Origin of the sequence: Methanospirillum hungatei (assembly GCF_019263745.1) — an archaeon.
Taxonomy (GTDB): domain Archaea; phylum Halobacteriota; class Methanomicrobia; order Methanomicrobiales; family Methanospirillaceae; genus Methanospirillum; species Methanospirillum purgamenti.
In genome coordinates this window covers 1,756,475-1,773,339 of the sequence record NZ_CP077107.1, presented here as the reverse complement: position 1 = coordinate 1,773,339, position 16,865 = coordinate 1,756,475, and the positions used below count along the sequence as shown (strand labels likewise).

The 16,865-nt window shown below is 43.0% G+C and carries 18 protein-coding genes; 12 read left to right on the top strand and 6 right to left on the bottom strand.

The features are described 5' to 3' along the window. Positions 1–64 precede the first annotated feature (64 nt). A complete protein-coding gene (locus KSK55_RS08485; protein ID WP_214420134.1) occupies positions 65–685 on the bottom strand; it encodes a superoxide dismutase in 621 nt (206 codons plus the stop codon). Positions 686–789: 104 nt separating this feature from the next. Here KSK55_RS08485 and KSK55_RS16450 point away from each other — a divergent pair, with 104 nt between their 5' ends. From KSK55_RS16450 to KSK55_RS08465, 3 genes are all read left to right on the top strand, one after another. Then, a complete protein-coding gene (locus KSK55_RS16450; protein WP_256663962.1) occupies positions 790–1,614 on the top strand; it encodes a deaminase in 825 nt (274 codons plus the stop codon). A 68-nt stretch (positions 1,615–1,682) separates the two neighbouring features. Next, positions 1,683–1,889 (top strand): hypothetical protein, encoded by a 207-nt coding sequence (locus KSK55_RS08470; protein ID WP_218606586.1) that lies wholly within the window; start codon positions 1,683–1,685, stop codon positions 1,887–1,889. Next, the gene (locus tag KSK55_RS08465; RefSeq protein ID WP_214420136.1) at positions 1,890–2,993 is read left to right on the top strand and encodes an FIST signal transduction protein; all 1,104 of its coding nucleotides are present in this window, start codon (positions 1,890–1,892) and stop codon (positions 2,991–2,993) included. A 5-nt stretch (positions 2,994–2,998) separates the two neighbouring features. On the opposite strand, the gene KSK55_RS08460 is transcribed toward KSK55_RS08465, so the two are convergent. Continuing rightward, complete coding sequence (locus KSK55_RS08460) at positions 2,999–3,418, bottom strand: hypothetical protein (RefSeq protein ID WP_214420137.1); 420 nt, start codon at positions 3,416–3,418, stop codon at positions 2,999–3,001. Between the two features lie 552 nt (positions 3,419–3,970). Here KSK55_RS08460 and KSK55_RS08455 point away from each other — a divergent pair. Then, the gene (locus tag KSK55_RS08455) at positions 3,971–4,690 is read left to right on the top strand and encodes an FkbM family methyltransferase (protein ID WP_218606585.1); all 720 of its coding nucleotides are present in this window, start codon (positions 3,971–3,973) and stop codon (positions 4,688–4,690) included. Between the two features lie 488 nt (positions 4,691–5,178). Continuing rightward, positions 5,179–5,769, top strand: a complete 591-nt coding sequence (locus KSK55_RS08450) for an acetate uptake transporter (RefSeq protein ID WP_218606584.1) — start codon at positions 5,179–5,181, stop codon at positions 5,767–5,769. Between the two features lie 47 nt (positions 5,770–5,816). Here KSK55_RS08450 and cofH read toward each other — a convergent pair whose 3' ends face one another. Beyond that, positions 5,817–6,914: a 5-amino-6-(D-ribitylamino)uracil--L-tyrosine 4-hydroxyphenyl transferase CofH gene (cofH, locus tag KSK55_RS08445; protein WP_218608909.1), complete on the bottom strand. Its 1,098-nt coding sequence runs from the start codon at positions 6,912–6,914 to the stop codon at positions 5,817–5,819. A gap of 217 nt (positions 6,915–7,131) precedes the next feature. On the opposite strand from cofH, the gene eif1A reads away from it, so the two are divergent. The 3 genes from eif1A to KSK55_RS08430 all read left to right on the top strand — a co-directional run bounded on the left by eif1A (position 7,132) and on the right by KSK55_RS08430 (position 9,043). After that, positions 7,132–7,422 carry a translation initiation factor eIF-1A gene (gene eif1A, locus KSK55_RS08440; RefSeq protein ID WP_371816501.1) on the top strand — a complete coding sequence of 97 codons (291 nt, stop codon included), beginning with the start codon at positions 7,132–7,134 and terminating at the stop codon, positions 7,420–7,422. Positions 7,423–7,494: 72 nt separating this feature from the next. Beyond that, positions 7,495–8,748 carry a response regulator gene (locus KSK55_RS08435; protein WP_218606583.1) on the top strand — a complete coding sequence of 418 codons (1,254 nt, stop codon included), beginning with the start codon at positions 7,495–7,497 and terminating at the stop codon, positions 8,746–8,748. A 70-nt stretch (positions 8,749–8,818) separates the two neighbouring features. Then, complete coding sequence (locus tag KSK55_RS08430) at positions 8,819–9,043, top strand: ATP-binding protein (RefSeq protein WP_218606582.1); 225 nt, start codon at positions 8,819–8,821, stop codon at positions 9,041–9,043. Between the two features lie 2 nt (positions 9,044–9,045). Here KSK55_RS08430 and msrB read toward each other — a convergent pair whose 3' ends face one another. From msrB to KSK55_RS08415, 3 genes are all read right to left on the bottom strand, one after another. Then, complete coding sequence (gene msrB, locus KSK55_RS08425) at positions 9,046–9,516, bottom strand: peptide-methionine (R)-S-oxide reductase MsrB (protein WP_218606581.1); 471 nt, start codon at positions 9,514–9,516, stop codon at positions 9,046–9,048. Positions 9,517–9,669: 153 nt separating this feature from the next. Next, positions 9,670–10,977, bottom strand: coding sequence for an ATP-binding protein (locus KSK55_RS08420; RefSeq protein WP_218606580.1), 1,308 nt, complete (start codon positions 10,975–10,977; stop codon positions 9,670–9,672). A 347-nt stretch (positions 10,978–11,324) separates the two neighbouring features. Beyond that, positions 11,325–11,474 (bottom strand): hypothetical protein, encoded by a 150-nt coding sequence (locus KSK55_RS08415; protein WP_218606579.1) that lies wholly within the window; start codon positions 11,472–11,474, stop codon positions 11,325–11,327. 872 nt (positions 11,475–12,346) lie between these two features. Between KSK55_RS08415 and KSK55_RS08410 the strand changes: the two genes are divergently transcribed. The 4 genes from KSK55_RS08410 (at position 12,347) to KSK55_RS08395 (ending at position 16,837) form a co-directional block, all read left to right on the top strand. Further along, on the top strand, positions 12,347–12,742 hold the full coding sequence (locus tag KSK55_RS08410) for a hypothetical protein (protein ID WP_218606578.1): 396 nt from the start codon (positions 12,347–12,349) through the stop codon (positions 12,740–12,742). Beyond that, on the top strand, positions 12,735–13,085 hold the full coding sequence (locus KSK55_RS08405; protein ID WP_218606577.1) for a hypothetical protein: 351 nt from the start codon (positions 12,735–12,737) through the stop codon (positions 13,083–13,085). The genes KSK55_RS08410 and KSK55_RS08405 overlap by 8 nt, the downstream gene beginning before the upstream one ends. Beyond that, positions 13,075–16,275, top strand: coding sequence for a hypothetical protein (locus KSK55_RS08400; RefSeq protein WP_218606576.1), 3,201 nt, complete (start codon positions 13,075–13,077; stop codon positions 16,273–16,275). Before KSK55_RS08405 ends, KSK55_RS08400 begins: the two co-directional genes overlap by 11 nt. A 169-nt stretch (positions 16,276–16,444) precedes the next feature. Then, positions 16,445–16,837, top strand: coding sequence for a hypothetical protein (locus KSK55_RS08395; RefSeq protein ID WP_218606575.1), 393 nt, complete (start codon positions 16,445–16,447; stop codon positions 16,835–16,837). Positions 16,838–16,865: the final 28 nt, after the last annotated feature.

Here is a 16,865-nt window from a genome sequence, read left to right as displayed (position 1 = left end):
TTTCTCCTTTTTTTGGAGTGGTATGATTGAGTCGGCGGATAAGAAGAAAAAGGTAATGAAGGGATCAGTTCTTCAAAGCCGCCTGAAGTCGCTGATTTACGATCTCCCAGTTCACTATGTTCCAGAAATTTTCGATAAATTTCCCCCGGTCATTCATGTAATCAAGATAATACGCATGCTCCCAGACATCCAGCACCATCAGGATTCGAAATCCGGGAAATACGTTTACATTATGTTTTTCAACCTGCATGAGCAGAAGTCGTTGTGTCCCAAGGCATACCGAAAGAGTAGCCCACCCTGATCCCTCTACTGAAGATGCTGCCTGGGTAAATTCTTTTTTAAACCGGTCAAATGAACCAAAGTCCTTGTTTATCCATTCTGCAAGGATCCCAGATGGTGCTCCTCCACCACCATTTCCTGCCGGGGCAAGGTTTTCCCAGAAAAGCGTGTGAAGACGGTGTCCGCCGATATGAAATGATAACTCCTTGAGGAGTGCCTTCTGATCAAGGTCAGAACCTTCACTTCGTGCCTTTTCCAGTTTTTCAAAAATGGTGTTTGCTCCGGTTACGTAGGCCTGGTGGTGTTTCTGGTGATGCAAAGTCAGTTGTTTTTCAGAAATATGTGGAGATAGTGCTCCGTATGCATATGACAGTGCAGGGAGTGAGTACTTCTTTGAGTCATCCATAGGTGTTTCTCCTGAATGTGAAATTCTCTACACCACTACTTAAGATGTTCGGATCTGATCTGAAATTACACATATTTTTGTCAGATTTCATGCTAAGGATATACATGGATATATATGATACCAGGGTGCCTCATAGCAAGGTTGCTGATGGAAGTCAGTTAGCGGAAATTTTCCATCCTTTACGTCTCAATAGAGACATATCTGCACGATATAGTATCGCTCATGCATGGGTTGAGCCTGGGAAGAAAACTCTGCCTCATCGGCTTATCCAGTCTTCTGAAGCATATTACATCTTATCCGGGAAGGGAATGATGCATATTGGTGATGAAACAGAGGAGGTTTATGACGGGCAACTGGTGTATATCCCTCCAGGAAAAACTCAGTGGATTGAGAATACCGGCTCTGAAGATCTCCTCTTTCTTGCAATTTGTGATCCACTCTGGAGAGAAGAGGATGAGATCATCGGCAGAAAAAGTGTATCTGAACCTGACCGGAATGATCCCTTTATGCAGGCTGCGATAAGGGAAGCAGAACTGGGCCGAGATGAAGGGGGTATACCTATCGGTTCTGTGCTGGTAAAAAATGGAGAAATAATTGGTAGAGGACATAACCGGCGGGTTCAGGACGTAGACCCAGTGGTCCATGCAGAGATTGATTGTATCCGGAATGCTGGAAGAATTGGATCATTCAAAGATTGTATCCTGTACTCGACTTTGATGCCTTGTTACTTATGTGCCGGAGCAGTTGTGCAGTTTAACATTCCTCAGGTTATTGTCGGCGAATCAAGAACATTTCCCGGAGCACGAGAATTCATGGAAGCTCATGGAGTGAAGGTTTTGGATCTTGATCTTTTGGAATGTGTTCAGATGATGGAGGCCTTTATTAGAAAATGCCCGGAACTCTGGAATGAAGATATCGGGGTTTTATAACTTGTGAAAAATTCACAAAAATCAACTTCGATGTATTGATATGCATAACTCAGAAAGGTGTACATGTCATGCCCGGGAAGATCAAGAAGTTAATTGAAACCCTAATTGAGATACGATCACAGGGGAATCCCTCAATTGCCTCAACAACACGAACAAAACTTTTATTAAAAGGAATAGATAGCAAAAAATTTACCGAACAATCTGATGATGATCCTGCCGTTATTAATAGTATTATGCAGATAGCAGATGAAATGGGAATCAAACTGAGGGTATAAATGTCAGTTCATGTAACAAAATCACAAAACCCGGATCCATATGCAGCAGCTGATGAAATCCGGACATCCTTTGCAGAAACAAAACCGTGTCTGGTACTTTTTTTCGCATCCTCCAGTTATGGGCCGGACGGTATAAGTGCAGCGATGAAGAATGCCTTTCCGGATTCGATGACTATTGGGTGCTCAACAGCAGGTGAGTTAATTTCTGGTCACATGCTCAAAAAGTCAGTTGTCGCAATGGGCTTTGATTCAGATACAATAAAAAATGTGTATGCCGATACAATATCGCTTGATTCACAAAAATCTGTGGATACAACTCTTGATAATCTCACCGGCTCAATGGGGAAAACCCCGATCTCACTTGATCCATCCCGTTATGTTGGTCTCATCCTTTTTGACGGGCTTTCTGGAGCAGAAGAAACGGTAATGGAGAGAATTGGTGACCGTACGGATATTCAGGTAATTGGTGGGTCAGCAGGTGATGATCTTGCGTTTTCCGCAACATATGTTTACCTGAATGGCAAGGCCTATAAAAATACTGCAATATTCGCCATCCTTGAGCCATCGAAGCGGTTTGATATTCTCAAAACCCAGTCATTTTGTTCTCTCGGGAAAAAACTGACACCCACAAAAGTTGATTCTGCAAGCAGAAAAGTTCTGGAATTTAATGGAAAACCTGCCGCTCAGGCGTATGCAGATGCAATTGGAGTTTCGTGCAGTGATGTTTCATCCCGATTTATGAAAAATCCGGTTGGTCTGATGGCTGAAAACGAACCTTTTGTCAGAAGTCCTCAGCGGGTTGAACAGGATGCTGTCTATTTCTATTGTCAGGTCCGGGAAGGAGTAGACCTGGAGGTTCTCTCCTCCACTGACATTGTGTCAGATACAAAAAAGGCAATTGAAGAAGCAAACAAAAATGCTCCGATTGAAGCAATAATTAATTTTAACTGTATATTACGAACTCTTCAACTTGAACAGGAAGGGAAAACAGATGAGTATGGGCAAATATTTACTGATATCCCGACAATCGGTTTTTCAACATATGGAGAAGAGTACATCGGTCATATCAATCAAACCGCAACGATGCTTTTATTTTTAAAATAAAAAAATTATTTTTTAGCCGAGACGACATCACTTTCAGATGCAGCATAAGGATAGAGTCCTTTAAACCTGACTTTCAAATCTTCTGGAGGTGATGCAGATGGACGGAAAAATGAAAACGATCCGTCTCGTTCCGTTCGTGTTACCTTCAGGTACTGGAATTTTCCGGGAGTGGCTCCTGCAGCGGTTGATTCCAGAACTATCCATTTGTTTCCAAGCGGCTCTCCTGTAGTGGAAATCAGGGTTCCTGTTATGTAAAATTCCTGTCCTGCCTGAGGTGTTGCAGGATCGAGTGCAATTGATATTTTGGTAGGTATACGGTCCTGCTCTTCTGCACAGACACCGGTCCCAGCAAGGATACCAAAAGCACACACCATCAGGAGGAGGAGTACAGAACTTCTCATCAATGACGAGTGGTGTGAGTACATGTTCATTCCTATCTATTTCAGAGTTCATCAGGTTGCCTGTCATCGGGGCACCCATCCGATTGTACCTCAACTTTTTGAACGATTCTCTAACTAATAGCATAGTTGGATTCAACTGTCAAATCCAGTTCCCCTATGAAATTCTGGGAAAAAAGATCACGATAGTGGATGGTCTTATTTAGTATCTGAAATCAGAGTGGTAAATAAAGGTTGCAGAGATTTCTTGTACAACGAAACAATTGGACTTAAAAGTTAAAATATAACTCTCTAAATAAATAAATCATTTGTTTGATGCAGATATGGTTAACTTTCGGACTATTTCCGATTGGTGAGGGCTATTAAGCATTTTATGGATAAATGGCCTCCCTATTGAGGTATAATGATTATTATGGTTTTTATTCGTACTATTTTATTTTCAGAGTAAAGAGGGGGATTTTTACTCCAGATTTAACAAGATATTATTTACCCAACTAAAACCCTATTATTAAAGACAATTCTATTGCCCTAATTAGTATTCACACATTTCTGTTCATTCCAAATAATGGTGGTTTTTCTATGACTATTTACTACAAATTTGTCAGAATGTCCAAATTTTTTATTGATTCACTGTTTTCAGTAATAAAAAAAGAAAATTCGATTAAAAAATGGGAGCGTAAAATTAAACGTATCAATCTTGAAAACAATGATATTTTATCAAAATTGTTGAATGATGATGATGTTTTTGTGGATGTTGGAGCAAATACTGGATCAGTAACTGAGGAACTCTTAAAGAGAAAAAAACTATCATTATGCATCCTTTTTGAGCCGATACCTGTATATTATAATTATTGTAAGGAGAAGTTTTCAAAGAGTGAAAATGTTATCGTAGAAAACTACGCATTAACTGATAAAAAGGGTGAGTTTAGTATTTTCATGAGTGAACAAAATTTTGGATGGAATACGATGATTGGTAGTAGGGCGAGTCATGATATGAAAGAACTATCTATCAATGGTATTAGTTTTGATGAATATATTGAAAAAAATCCACTTAAAAAAATTAATCTTATTAAAATTGATGTTGAGGGTGCAGAATATAAAGTATTAAATGGCATGAAAAAAACAATTGCCAAATATAAACCAATAATTTTCTGTGAAATTGGATTTGGAAAATCACTTCATCCAAATTGGAATGAAGAAGTAGAAATTTTCGAATGGATCTTCAATAATGGCTATAAAAGAATTGATTATAATGTAGAGAAAACACAAGATGTGATTCTTTACCCATTGGCCAATTGACATAATCGTTTAACCCAAATTTGAGATTTAAACAATTTTTGATGTTTGAATCAACTAAAATACAAAGAAAAATAAGAATCTTTGAACTTGCGCTAAATGAAAGCATATCCATGGCTCTGTTAATTTTTTACGTTTTATAAATGTGACTTTCACAATTATTTGACTTAAGATCTCAATATTTATGGAATAAATGAATCTATCCACCAAAATGACATTTATGTAAAAAATGCTGTCATCGATGGAAGATTATCACTTGTTTTTAGAGACTGAGTCGATTGAGAATACTTTCACCTTTCTTAAAAAACGAGATCGGAGATTAATCCATTACAAGTCTAAACCGATAACATTATTTTATAAATGGTGCCATAAGTCGATCCTTGTCCAGGTAGGGTGGTTCAAATAGTAATCTTTAGATACTGATCTGGTGCACTAAATATGAGGTTCTGCACCGGATCTACCGCTTAATGATATCCGGTTGGAAGTATACTATGGAACATATTGATGAAAGAAGCAGAAACAACATATTTCTCGTTGATGATACAGCAAATCCGGCACCATTAGGACTCTGTGCTTTTGGTATGACAACGATCCTCCTCAGTCTACACAATGCTGGAATTACTGCAATAGGAAGTCCGATTCTTGCTATGGCATTGTTTTATGGTGGAATTGCACAGGTAATTGCCGGAATCCTGGAGTGGAAGAAGAATAATACCTTTGGCATGGTCACGTTTGGAAGCTTTGGATTTTTCTGGATATCCTTTGCCTTTATTCTCCTGTTACCAAAGATGAACCTGATAGGTGCACCAACAAATCCTGAACTTGCCGCATTTTTAGGAGTTTGGGGATTGTTTGCACTTGGTCTATTTATCTGCACCTTTAGAATGCATCGTGTCTTACAGGTAACACTCTTTTTCGTTGTTCTCTTAGTTGCACTGTTAGTTCTCAACGAACTTACCGGAATTGCAATGCTCGGGATCTTTGGTGGATATGTGGGTTGTATTGCAGGTCTCTTAGCATTATATATTGGGATGGGACAAGTCATCAACGAAGTCTTTGGTGAGCGGATATTTCCTGTCTGATTCCTTTTTTTAATTTTCGTAATTTACTATTATGACATTTTTATGATTCAAATTGGTGTGTAATCTGTTCTTCTCTGCACCAGTTTTCTTCCGAGATCTTCGGCGATATAATTCATTTCTGATGGGTCAAGGTATTCTCCGGATTTTGCACCCGCCGATGAAGAAATACTCTCTTCATATAACGTCCCACCAATATCATTTGCTCCTGACATAAGTCCAATCTGCACCATCTTCAGCCCCAGTTTCACCCATGATACCTGGATGTTTTTAAAATTATCAAGGAAGAGCCGTGAGACGGCAATCATAAGCATGTCCTGTCGGCCGGTCGCTCCAGGTCTGGCTAATCCCTTTTGATAGAGAGGTGTGCCTGGATGGATGAAGGATAAAGGAACAAATTCTGTAAATCCTCTGGTTTCATCCTGAATGTCTCGAAGTATCGAAAGGTGGGTAACCTGGTCTTCAACCGACTCACAATGACCGTGCATGATGGTAGCAGTTGACCGTAGACCGATCTCATGAGACTCCTTAATAATCCGTATCCATTCATCTGTCGGGATTTTCTCTGGACAAATTGTTTTTCTGACTGAATCGACCAGGATTTCAGCGGCAGTGCCACAGAGTGTTCCAACACCTGCATCCTTGAATTTTTCCAGGACTTCTCTGGTTGAGCAGTTGGATTTTCTCGCAGCATATGCCACTTCCATAGGATTAGATGCATGAATATGAACACCTGGTGCATGGTCCCGGATGGTTTTGTATATGGACAAGTATGAATCAAGTGTATAATCTGGATGAAGTCCGCTTACCGTACAGATCTCTGTCACCCCTCGGTTTTTTGCATCTTCTGCTTTTTTTGCAACATCTTCAGGAGTTAATTCATATGCCTGTAGATCACTTTTTGTGCAGGAAAATCCACAAAAACCACAGTGGTTCACACAGATATTTGAACAATTAATATTTTGATTTTTTACCCATGTGATTGTGTTTCCGGTTATTTTTTCCCGCATTATATCTGCTGTATATGCGATTAAAAAAGCAGTTTTATCCCTGGTCTTAAAGAGTTCTATTGCTTCTGGAATGGTTAAGCGATGCCCATTTTGTACATCATCAAGGAGGGTTTGCAGTGTAGCAGGGGTGGTATGCATGGTTCCCATGATATGATTTCATGGTGCATCCAGATGAATGTTGACCTTCGTCATGGTGCATGACCATATGGGTGCCGGAAAGGAAAACGCAGAGTACATATGAGTTCCTGCACATACTTTCTTCAGGTACGAGTACAAAGTACATAATTATTATTCCGGAGTGGGTTCGATTAGTCTTATTGAGGATGAGTTACCTGATGAGGAAAAAACTTCAGAAGTGGTAACTCCAGAAGATGAAATTATCAGGGTCCGTCTGCCAAAAAAATCTGAGCATGAACAGTTCGCGATAGCGGAACTCATGATGGGTGCGAATCATATCAGGGTCAGGTGCTCAGATGGAGTGACCAGACTTGGTCGAATTAAAGGCAAAATGAAGAAACGTGCCTGGATTCGTGAAGGTGATATCATTATTATTGTTCCCTGGAGCTTCCAGGATGACAAGTGTGATATCACATATCGATATACACCACCCCAGCGTGACTGGTTACGTCGAAATAATTATCTCTGATTTATCTGACCTGGTTTTTCTGCGATATGGCAGAGAATCTTATTTTTTCTATTTGTTCATTTCTTATTCAATTTGGAATCATTTCACAATACCAAATTGTGGTGTTCATTTTATTACCTGACTCCATCCTATCCAGAGGTCAGCATCAGGATATCAGTACCTTTAATCTACTTAAAAGAGATACCTGCATCAGATATGATCTCGGTGCTTTTTGTTGATGATGAACCGGTGCTTGTTGATATAGGTCGTCTTTTTTTAGAGCGGGTTGGAAATTTTTCAGTGACCGGTGTTGAATCAGCACAGAAAGCACTTGAGATGTTGTCCGAAAAACCCTTTGATGTTATCATTGCAGATTACCAGATGCCAGGTATGACCGGGATTGATCTGCTTCGTATTGTCCGGAGTCAGTATGGTGATATTCCTTTCATTCTCTTCACCGGACGGGGTAGAGAGGATGTCGCACGGGATGCAATCAACATCGGAGCGAATTTTTATGTACAAAAAGGGGGCGATCCCAAGTTACAGTTTGCTGATATTGCACATAAGGTTGAAACCGCAGTCGAACGAAGGAGGGCTTTGATTGCAATAAAAACCTCTGAGCAAAGGTTTCATGACATCATCAACTTTTTACCTGATGCAACATTCGCCATCAATACAGATGGTTCGATAATAGCCTGGAACCGGGAGATTGAACGGATTACCAATACCCGAGCTGAAGATATGATCGGGAAATGGGGATTTGCCCATTCTATTCCTTTTTACGGAAAACGACGCCCGATGATAATTGATCTGTTATTGCATCCTGATCCTGCATTTGAACAAATCTATCCTTCTCTTCACCGGGAGGATGGAATGATAACCGCTGAAGGAGTGCTCTTTTTAAATGATAAAAAACACTTCTTCCTTGCACGGTCCTCTTTTTTATATGGTCCGGATGGAAAAATTGCAGGAGCTATTGAGAGTCTTCGGGATATTACCCGCCAGAAAGAATCAGAAGAGAAACTCATCAGGGTGTTTGATCACCTCCCCCTTGGCCTTCAGATCTTTACCATGAACAAGAACGGTCATCTGGTCTGTACTGGAGGAAATCCTGCTTCAGAAGAGATAACCGGACTTGGTACACGGTGTTCTCCTGGAAGACCCATTGAAGATGTATTCCCTGGTGAAGAAGGCCAGAGGATTTGTGCTGTATCTAAAAAGGTTGCAATGGAAGGAGGCAAGGATTCGATAGATAATCTTGAAATATCTTTGGATGGTTCAAAAAGACATTATAATGTTAGAATATTTCAGACCTATCCAGGGGAAGTTGCTTTGATTTATCTTTGAATTCTGCTATGCATAATTATTCATGTATTTGATACATATGTGAGATACATTATGGGCCAGTCACGAAAATATGAGTTCAAATATTTACATTGATAACGGTGCAGGCATTCCGGAGGATGAGAAGAAAGGGGTTTTCAAACGGGGATCTGGAAAGAATACTGGTCTTGGCCTCTTTCTTATCAGAGAGATCCTCTCCATCACCGATATCAACATCATAGAGACCGGAACTCCGGGGAAAGGAGTCAGGTTTGAGATGACAGTTCCTGATTTATATTTCAGGAAATGTGATCCCTGATCTTATTCCTGTCTTATTGCGATGACACCAGGGAAAAATAACAACGATGCTGAGTTCATACAATACCGAAGACCAGATGGAGGTGGCCCATCATCAAAGACATGACCCAGGTGTGCATCACAGCAGGCACAAAGGACTTCTACCCTGTTCATTCCATGCGAGAGATCTTGTCTGGATTTTATATTCCTGAGTGATACCGGATTTGAAAAACTTGGCCATCCTGTTCCAGAGTCAAATTTATCCACCGATGAAAAGAGATCTGTTCCACAACAGCCACATCGGTATAAGCCAGGAGTTTTTGTAGCATAGTATGCCCCTGAAAAGGCAGGTTCTGTACCTCCTTTTCTTGCAACATCATAGACGATTGGATTCAGGATATTCTCCCATTCTTCATCGGTTCTGACAATCCGTTTAACATCTCTCATTTTTCCGATGTCAGCATGATAGATAGGGATGAGATCTGGATGAGCCATATTATGTAGTGTGGCTATAAAACGGATAAAATGATGTTATCTGCAATCCGTTTGAACCGTCTACTCTCTGGTATATACACCACAAAGAAAAAGGATCTCTTATAGATTGAATCCGAAATCTGTTGTGAACATTCCCTCTCTGCCAGAAATCGCTTACAATGATAACAGATATTTCACGACCGGGATGCATCGAATTGGTACGCCATCATGTTCGATAACATCTTCATAATCGTTCGTAAGGAGAATGGATTCAGGTGTATCATCTCCCTGTAGCGGGATGGTAAACCCTGCTAATTCACGTGAAGGAATCTCCCTGACTGAAATATCATCATACCAGACCTGAATCCTATGGCTGATATTCATCCCTTCTTTTACGATGAAATCGATTTCGTTTCCGTTTTTCGAGAAGTACACTTCTTCATACTGTTGCCTTAGAAAACAGGCGATGACATTTTCAACCTGCCATCCGGTGTCTTCGGAAAATGCGAATGCAACGCGATTACGAAGGCCGTTGTCGATTGCATAGGGTTTGAATCCTGATCGCATGGAATGTTTCAATGAATACGAGAAGCTGGTTACTTGAAAGAGCAGGTAACTTTCTAAAAGTGCAGAGATATATGATTCTGTTTTATCCTGTGAGATTGAAAAATTCTTTTTCAGTTTTGAGATATTTGTGGGCCGTGCTACCTGTGTCAACAGATAGACTGCGAGATTTCGAAGACTTGTCACATCCCTAATCTCATATCTGGATACGATGTCCCGATAGAGTATATCGTCAAAGTAACTCTTCAGGAGGATCTTCTTCTCATTCTCAGTTTTTTTGAGTGTCACTTCTGGAAAGCCACCATACATGAGATATTCATGGAATAAATTTCGTATTGCAGATTTCTTATTGAAATAATCCAGTTCAGTCCGGACATGCACATCGTTGAACCGAAGATATTCGATAAATGAAAGGGGGAAGACCTCAAAAGTGACGTTTCTCCCGGTTAGTTTCGTTCCAATCTCACGGGAAAGGATGGATGCTGATGAGCCGGTTACAAAAAATTTGATATCTTCTGTATCCTGTCTCCCCCGAACCCATGATTCCCAGCCGATCACCTGTTGTATCTCATCAAGAAAAACCCAGCATTTACCTTCCGGATATATCCGTTCCCGATACGTCCGATAGATATCTTCGAGAAGGGTGATGGAGTACTCTAGAGCAAAGAGTGGTTCTTCCAGATTTACCCGGAGGATTGCTGTTGGTGGGATCCCGGTTTTTACGAGTTCCTGAATAACCTGATTCATGAGCGTGGTTTTTCCGGATCGCCGTATTCCTTTCAGAACCAGTACTTCTTTGGATTGAACCTGTGCACAGCAGGCAGGGAGCAGATCCCTGGGAATACCTGCATCAATAGCCCCGGATATCCAAAACGGGTTATATGCAGATAATATTTCCAGGATTTTTGAAGAGTTCACAGGGGTCACCGATATATCTTATATTGTTGTAGTAATATGACCGATATATCGGTTAAGCATTTGGGTTACCCGCCCATTATCTCTTCATAGACCTTGTCAATCATATACTTCGTAACCTGCTCCTTGAACTCCTCACTCTCAAAAAATTTATTCACGATCTTTTCGTTACTCTCCATTCTTCCGGATATGATCATCTTTAGTTCATCTCGTAGGCATACCCGAACTTATTCTTATCAATCGCCTGGGCGGGAATATAGAGTGCATACCGCGAATCGGTTGGTAAAATCCTCAACCTTCGAGAGGAATCATACTAAGCACAAGAATAGAAAAGCCCCGCACTCCAGTTCTCAATCTTGCCGGACAGGGAATGAAAGCAGGGGCACATTACCGGAATCAAACTCTGAACACTTTTTTCTTTCCATCCCCAGGAGGACGTCATTACCTGCTGCATCTGTTGCGAGAGGATTGGAGAATGCCGGTGCAACCCGGATCCCCACCGTCCCTGCCTATACAGACAGTACCGTGACTAGGCACCCTCAGGAAATGGAGCCCATAAACTAGAGTAGCCACCAGGAGCGGGCGATCTCGTTTCGGTCTGCCCGGGAGAACAGAACGAAGCCGGATACCAGAATGCCAGAATCGCCGGCTCAAAGCAGCCGGTTGATATCATCGCATGGAAAGGGGAGAAAGTCCTCTTTCTTGGTGTCTCCTAGTATAAAAAACGACAGAATCATCAGACACACCCAGAAGATCCTCACCATTGCTATCAAAGTTTAAGCGGTGAGCTCCCCCGGATCGCTCCAGTTCTGGCTCTACAAATCCGGAGTGTGGCTTCGCTTTTAAGTCGGGCAGTAATTTTAGATCACAATCTATGCGAATATCATACAATATTATTGATACATCAGGTGGCGAAACGGCAACCTCTTTCTAAAAAGGATTCTCTTTTCATGCAAAACTGATGCCCTGACCTTTTTCTCATTTTTTTCAAGACCTGAAAAGGAAACTCTCCTCATTTGATTATTATTTCACAAAATCTGATTCTATGCAGTCTCGTGCACATTTCCCCGTCATAACCGGATTCTTCAATATTCCCGCGTTATCGGTTCCTGGTAAGATCCCAATACCTGATGAACACTCCGTGAAGGAGATACCAAAATGAATATTTTCAGTTCTCTCTCCAAACCCCCCTCTATTATTCGGCAATCAAATCGCATGATTCAGATTCACTATTGTGACCGAATCATTCATCCAAAAATCCTCATTTCGTTACCTATTAATAGATGCCGAATGGATCTTGTTCTCCCATTAGGACTTTAAAATCGTTAAATCAATTCAAATGGGACTGTTCCCTAAAAAGGAGCACGGTACCATGACAACAAGAAAACAAGATTTCTATCTGTTCTTCTGGGCACCGCTCTCAGATGATCAGTCACATGAAAAGAATATCAACTGGAATCAGAAGAAGAACGAATCCCCCAACCATGAAAAAGCAGGCCAGCTCATCACAGGTGGGGTTCTTTCTATCTTTCCTTTTGGAGAGCAAAAAAGTTCCCCATCCTGGAATTTCGGGACTCTTCCAGCACAACAAGGTCCCGGCCAGGGAAGAAACCCAGGCCACTTGGTCAATGGACTGCTTTCGGGGGCTTTGAACTTAAAGTTCAAATCTCCAGAAGGGATTTGGACACGGATCTGTATCGCTCTGGATCTCACCAGATCGCATCCAAATCAGCACGTGCAACAAGGCAGAGGGATGATCCATGTCTGACACCCCTGATTATTCCACCTGTCGGACCTCGCCTCACGCAGCACGCCGGCTTCTTCAGGAGCTTGGATATACTGCACTGCGGGTCGTAACCCCAACCCTGCCTATCGATATCATAGCATGGAAAAACCGGCAGGACATCCTCTTAATTAAAGTAAAATCCCTGAGGAGACCGCTTAAGAAAGACCGTCTCGTGAGCGAGATGAACCCGCTTTTTCAAATGGCAGCATCAGGTACCTGTCCGGGGACCATCCAGCTCTGGATCAGACGGGCTGCTGTCTGGGATCGCTATCATGTCATGGCCGGTGGATTTGCAGCAATAAAGGAGGGTGTCCATGGCATTTGACCGGAGATCAGAGATCCTGCGAGCCCTTCACCTCATCTCCTCCCCTGGCAGAGTTGTAGAAGTCAGAATTATCACTAATGATGGAATCGGCTCAGGATATTTTGACAACTTTGAGAAACTCGCAGACCAGGTCTGTATCCTGGACGACAATCCGCAGATCCGGGGGATCTACATCACCTTAAACGAAGTAAACCCGGCACTGCTCGCTCGTCGTGCGAACCGAATCATAATCAGACTTTCAAAAAAAGATGCCACAACCGCCGACAAGGACATCATCAGAAGGCATTGGCTTCCTATTGATATCGATCCAGTCCGCCCCTCCGGCGTCTCATCATCAGACGAAGAACACCAGTATGCCATGAACAAGGCACAGGAGATATCTGCCTATCTCCAGTCAGTCGGATGGCCTGAACCTATCATCGCCGACTCTGGAAATGGGGCTCATCTCTTATGCAAAATTGATCTTCCCAATGATGAGGCTGCTACAGACCTGGTCAAAAACTGTCTGACAGCACTCTCTGCCCGGTTCTCTGACGACATCTGTACCATCGATACCGCGAACTACAATGCTGCCCGGATATGGAAACTCTACGGCACAAGGACACGGAAAGGGGACAACACCCCACCTCGTTCACACCGGGTCGCATCACTGACAGAAGAACCAGCATCCCTACAACTGACCGGTTGTGACCATCTCACAACTCTTGCCTCACTGTACCCAACCGAAACCGGAACCCGGCCGTCAGGGAAAACTACGTCAAAAAACCTTATCTCCGATAATCCTGTTGACCTTGCAACATGGCTTTCCAGGTATAATATTGGATATACCAGGAAACCATATGGGGACGGCACCCTCTTTATTCTTGACCAGTGCCCGTTCTCAGATGCTCATCAGGATGGAGCCTATGCCATTCAATTTAAATCAGGTGCCATCTTTGCCGGATGTCATCACAACAGTTGTGGCGGCGGAATACAGCGGTGGAAAGATCTAAAACAGAAATATGAAGGCACACCCTATACAGAAGACCGGCTTTCCAGAATAAAAAAAGAGAATGCCAGGAAACGATATCTGGCCGAACAAAATCTCCTGGGAGGCCTGCAATCATCAGACACCCATGAGACGACAGATATTGATGATTTAGAAGATTCAAAAAATTCCGGATCTTCAAAGTCCCATCCCTGGAAAAAGAAGAAAGCCCAAAAATCAGGTATACAAAAAGAAAATCACCCCAACTTTGAGCACGAAGAAAATCCGGAAATAATACAAAAAGCCGAAGAGATCCTCCGTCAAGGACACCCGGTCCAGTACATGCGTGAAACCTTTGCCCTAGACCATGTCGGGGATCAGGTTGTCGCAGAATGCCTCATTCTCTCGCTTGCATCCCGGATAGTCATCAACTCAAAAGGTCTTCATGTCTCAATCACCGGAGATTCAGGAAAAGGAAAGTCACATGCCATTGACACCATGCTGGCCCAGGTTCCGGAAGAGTTCCGGTTATCCGGCCGGATAAGTGACAAAGCACTCTTTTACTCACAGGATTTGAAACCCGGAAAAGTCATAGCCCTTGATGATGTCTCCCTCTCAGAGCAGATGCAGGAGATCTTAAAAGGAGTCATCACCTCATTTCTGAAACCATTCAAGTATCGGACCGTCACAAAAGACAGAAACGGTATCACCTGTACCATCCCCGAGCGATGTGTCTGGTGGGTCGCAAAGGTCGAAGGGGTCGGAGATGATCAGATCTTCAACCGGATGCTCACCGCATGGATAGACGACAGTGAAGAGCAGGACAAGAAAGTCCTGGAGCGGACACTTCGGGAGGCAGCACAGATACCACCAGCAGTCTCATCGGTCAGGGAAGAGATCCTTGTTATCAGGCAGATATGGCGGATGGTAGAGGACACCTTTGTCATCATCCCCTATGCAGAACAGATAGAGTTTCAGTCTGTTGCAAACCGGCGAAACCCGGACATGCTCCTTGACCTGATCAAGACAAATGCCGCTCTTATGCAGTTTCAGCGTGAGAGAAAAACCGTTGATGGAACTGAGTATATCATCGCATCCATGGATGATTTCAAACAAGCGGTCAGGCTGTACAATGCCCTGAACGGAGATACCGGCGGCCAGATAACAAAGCTCACCCGCAATGAATCATCACTAATTAAAGCTATCCGGATGTTAAACCAGGAAGAACTTACTGTCCTTGACATCCAGCGGGTGACAGGATGGACCAATTCTGCTATATCCAAACTTCTGAACGGATACGCATCACGGGGCCATATTTACTCAGGACTCTTGCAGAAATGTCCGGCCATATCCTTCTATGATCGATCAGTCACCGTCGGAGATGTCGGACAGACCACCCACCGGAGAAGCAAGGTGTATGTCTGGGATAATTCCTTGTATTACGCATGGGTGAAGGGAGGAGCTGTATCACTTCGTCAGTCAGAAGACGATCACCATCATGATGACTCATCTCCGCCTGATGATCCAGAGGATGATTTCAGAAAATTTTCTGCAGAGACCGACCGGATTTCTGCACCTGCAGAAAATGAAAGGACTTCAGATCTCTCTCAAAATAGTACATGTACACATATACTTAGAGATAGAGAATCATTTTCTGCAGCAGGCACACTCACAGAAGGGGCTGAAGATATCAGGAGAAGCACCGGTGATCATGTCTGCGAACCCCTGTGTCCGGACCTGGTTGCAGAAAACGAACTCCTGATTTCAACAGATCAGTCCTCTTTATCAGATCAAAGCAATAAATCTGGGCGGATAACTTCAGAAAATAACAGAAAACATGCAGAAAAGATTGCTGCAACCATCAAACCGGATGAGTACCTCCGCATAGAAGGATGGCCGGAAAAAAAGCCCTGTCATCTTTGTGGACGATCTCTGGTCCAGTACCGGAAAAGATCCCATCAGAAGGGAGAAGAACTGGCATTTCTCTGTGCAGACTGCTATAACAAGGCGGTCAGCAGACATGTTGCATCCATTATACCCCTTCCAGGTCTCATCAGCACTGATCAGATGGTCAGACTCAACGCCAGTGCAGGAAAGTGTCATGTCTGTAATACCAATCCACTGATCTGGTATGATCATACAGCTCATCTTGGCCTGTGTGATGCCTGTTATCTTCGGGAACAGTCAAAAAAGTCTGAAGGGGGCAGTTCATGTTCCCAATGAACCGGCCATCCGCTGGGAATTGTGCTATGAAAAATTGTCCGCATCTTCTTTGGATCTGGTACCTGAGACAGGGAGATCCAAAAAAACCGGCACGGAGGAGAATATGTGAACTTTCCGGAAACTCACCTTCATATCTGGATCGATGCCCTTTGGAGGATGGAGGGATGATATGAACCCATTCACAGTCAGAACAGTCCGGAAGACTCTGTTTGTCCGGTGCGGGAGAATGTTCCTGGATGGTGATCTCCTCCGGATTGGTATTGATGGCCGGGGATGTTCTGCCATCAGCATCGACGAAACTTGGGTAGTCCTTCTTGGCCTGGGAGAGAGTCCGGTCACCGGTCCTGATGGTGAAAGCTCTGGTTCTGCATGGCTTTCAGAGAGTGGAAAGGGGTTTTACTGGACTATCGGGGACAGGGTGTACTCAACCCCGGTCCAGCGGGTAAAGATGGTCCTCTCCGGAAAACACAAAAAAGCCCCCGTATTTGAGAGATTACCTATGACTGAATGTGGTGAGTTTTTCTCTCCCTCAATTCACATCGCGGATCGGATGAAATTGTGATGATGCAGTTACTTCTGAATGTTCCCCG

What these genes read in the sequence shown, in the direction of transcription:
- KSK55_RS08410 (WP_218606578.1), top strand. Translation starts at nt 12,347, where the DNA reads ATGACAACAAGAAAACAAGATTTCTATCTGTTCTTCTGGGCACCGCTC.
- KSK55_RS16450 (WP_256663962.1), top strand. Translation starts at nt 790, where the DNA reads ATGGATATATATGATACCAGGGTGCCTCATAGCAAGGTTGCTGATGGA.
- KSK55_RS08450 (WP_218606584.1), top strand. Translation starts at nt 5,179, where the DNA reads ATGGAACATATTGATGAAAGAAGCAGAAACAACATATTTCTCGTTGAT.
- KSK55_RS08485 (WP_214420134.1), bottom strand. Translation starts at nt 685, where the DNA reads ATGGATGACTCAAAGAAGTACTCACTCCCTGCACTGTCATATGCATAC.
- KSK55_RS08405 (WP_218606577.1), top strand. Translation starts at nt 12,735, where the DNA reads ATGTCTGACACCCCTGATTATTCCACCTGTCGGACCTCGCCTCACGCA.
- KSK55_RS08430 (WP_218606582.1), top strand. Translation starts at nt 8,819, where the DNA reads ATGAGTTCAAATATTTACATTGATAACGGTGCAGGCATTCCGGAGGAT.
- KSK55_RS08460 (WP_214420137.1), bottom strand. Translation starts at nt 3,418, where the DNA reads ATGTACTCACACCACTCGTCATTGATGAGAAGTTCTGTACTCCTCCTC.
- KSK55_RS08470 (WP_218606586.1), top strand. Translation starts at nt 1,683, where the DNA reads ATGCCCGGGAAGATCAAGAAGTTAATTGAAACCCTAATTGAGATACGA.
- KSK55_RS08465 (WP_214420136.1), top strand. Translation starts at nt 1,890, where the DNA reads ATGTCAGTTCATGTAACAAAATCACAAAACCCGGATCCATATGCAGCA.
- msrB (WP_218606581.1), bottom strand. Translation starts at nt 9,516, where the DNA reads ATGGCTCATCCAGATCTCATCCCTATCTATCATGCTGACATCGGAAAA.
- cofH (WP_218608909.1), bottom strand. Translation starts at nt 6,914, where the DNA reads ATGCATACCACCCCTGCTACACTGCAAACCCTCCTTGATGATGTACAA.
- KSK55_RS08455 (WP_218606585.1), top strand. Translation starts at nt 3,971, where the DNA reads ATGACTATTTACTACAAATTTGTCAGAATGTCCAAATTTTTTATTGAT.
- KSK55_RS08395 (WP_218606575.1), top strand. Translation starts at nt 16,445, where the DNA reads ATGAACCCATTCACAGTCAGAACAGTCCGGAAGACTCTGTTTGTCCGG.
- KSK55_RS08400 (WP_218606576.1), top strand. Translation starts at nt 13,075, where the DNA reads ATGGCATTTGACCGGAGATCAGAGATCCTGCGAGCCCTTCACCTCATC.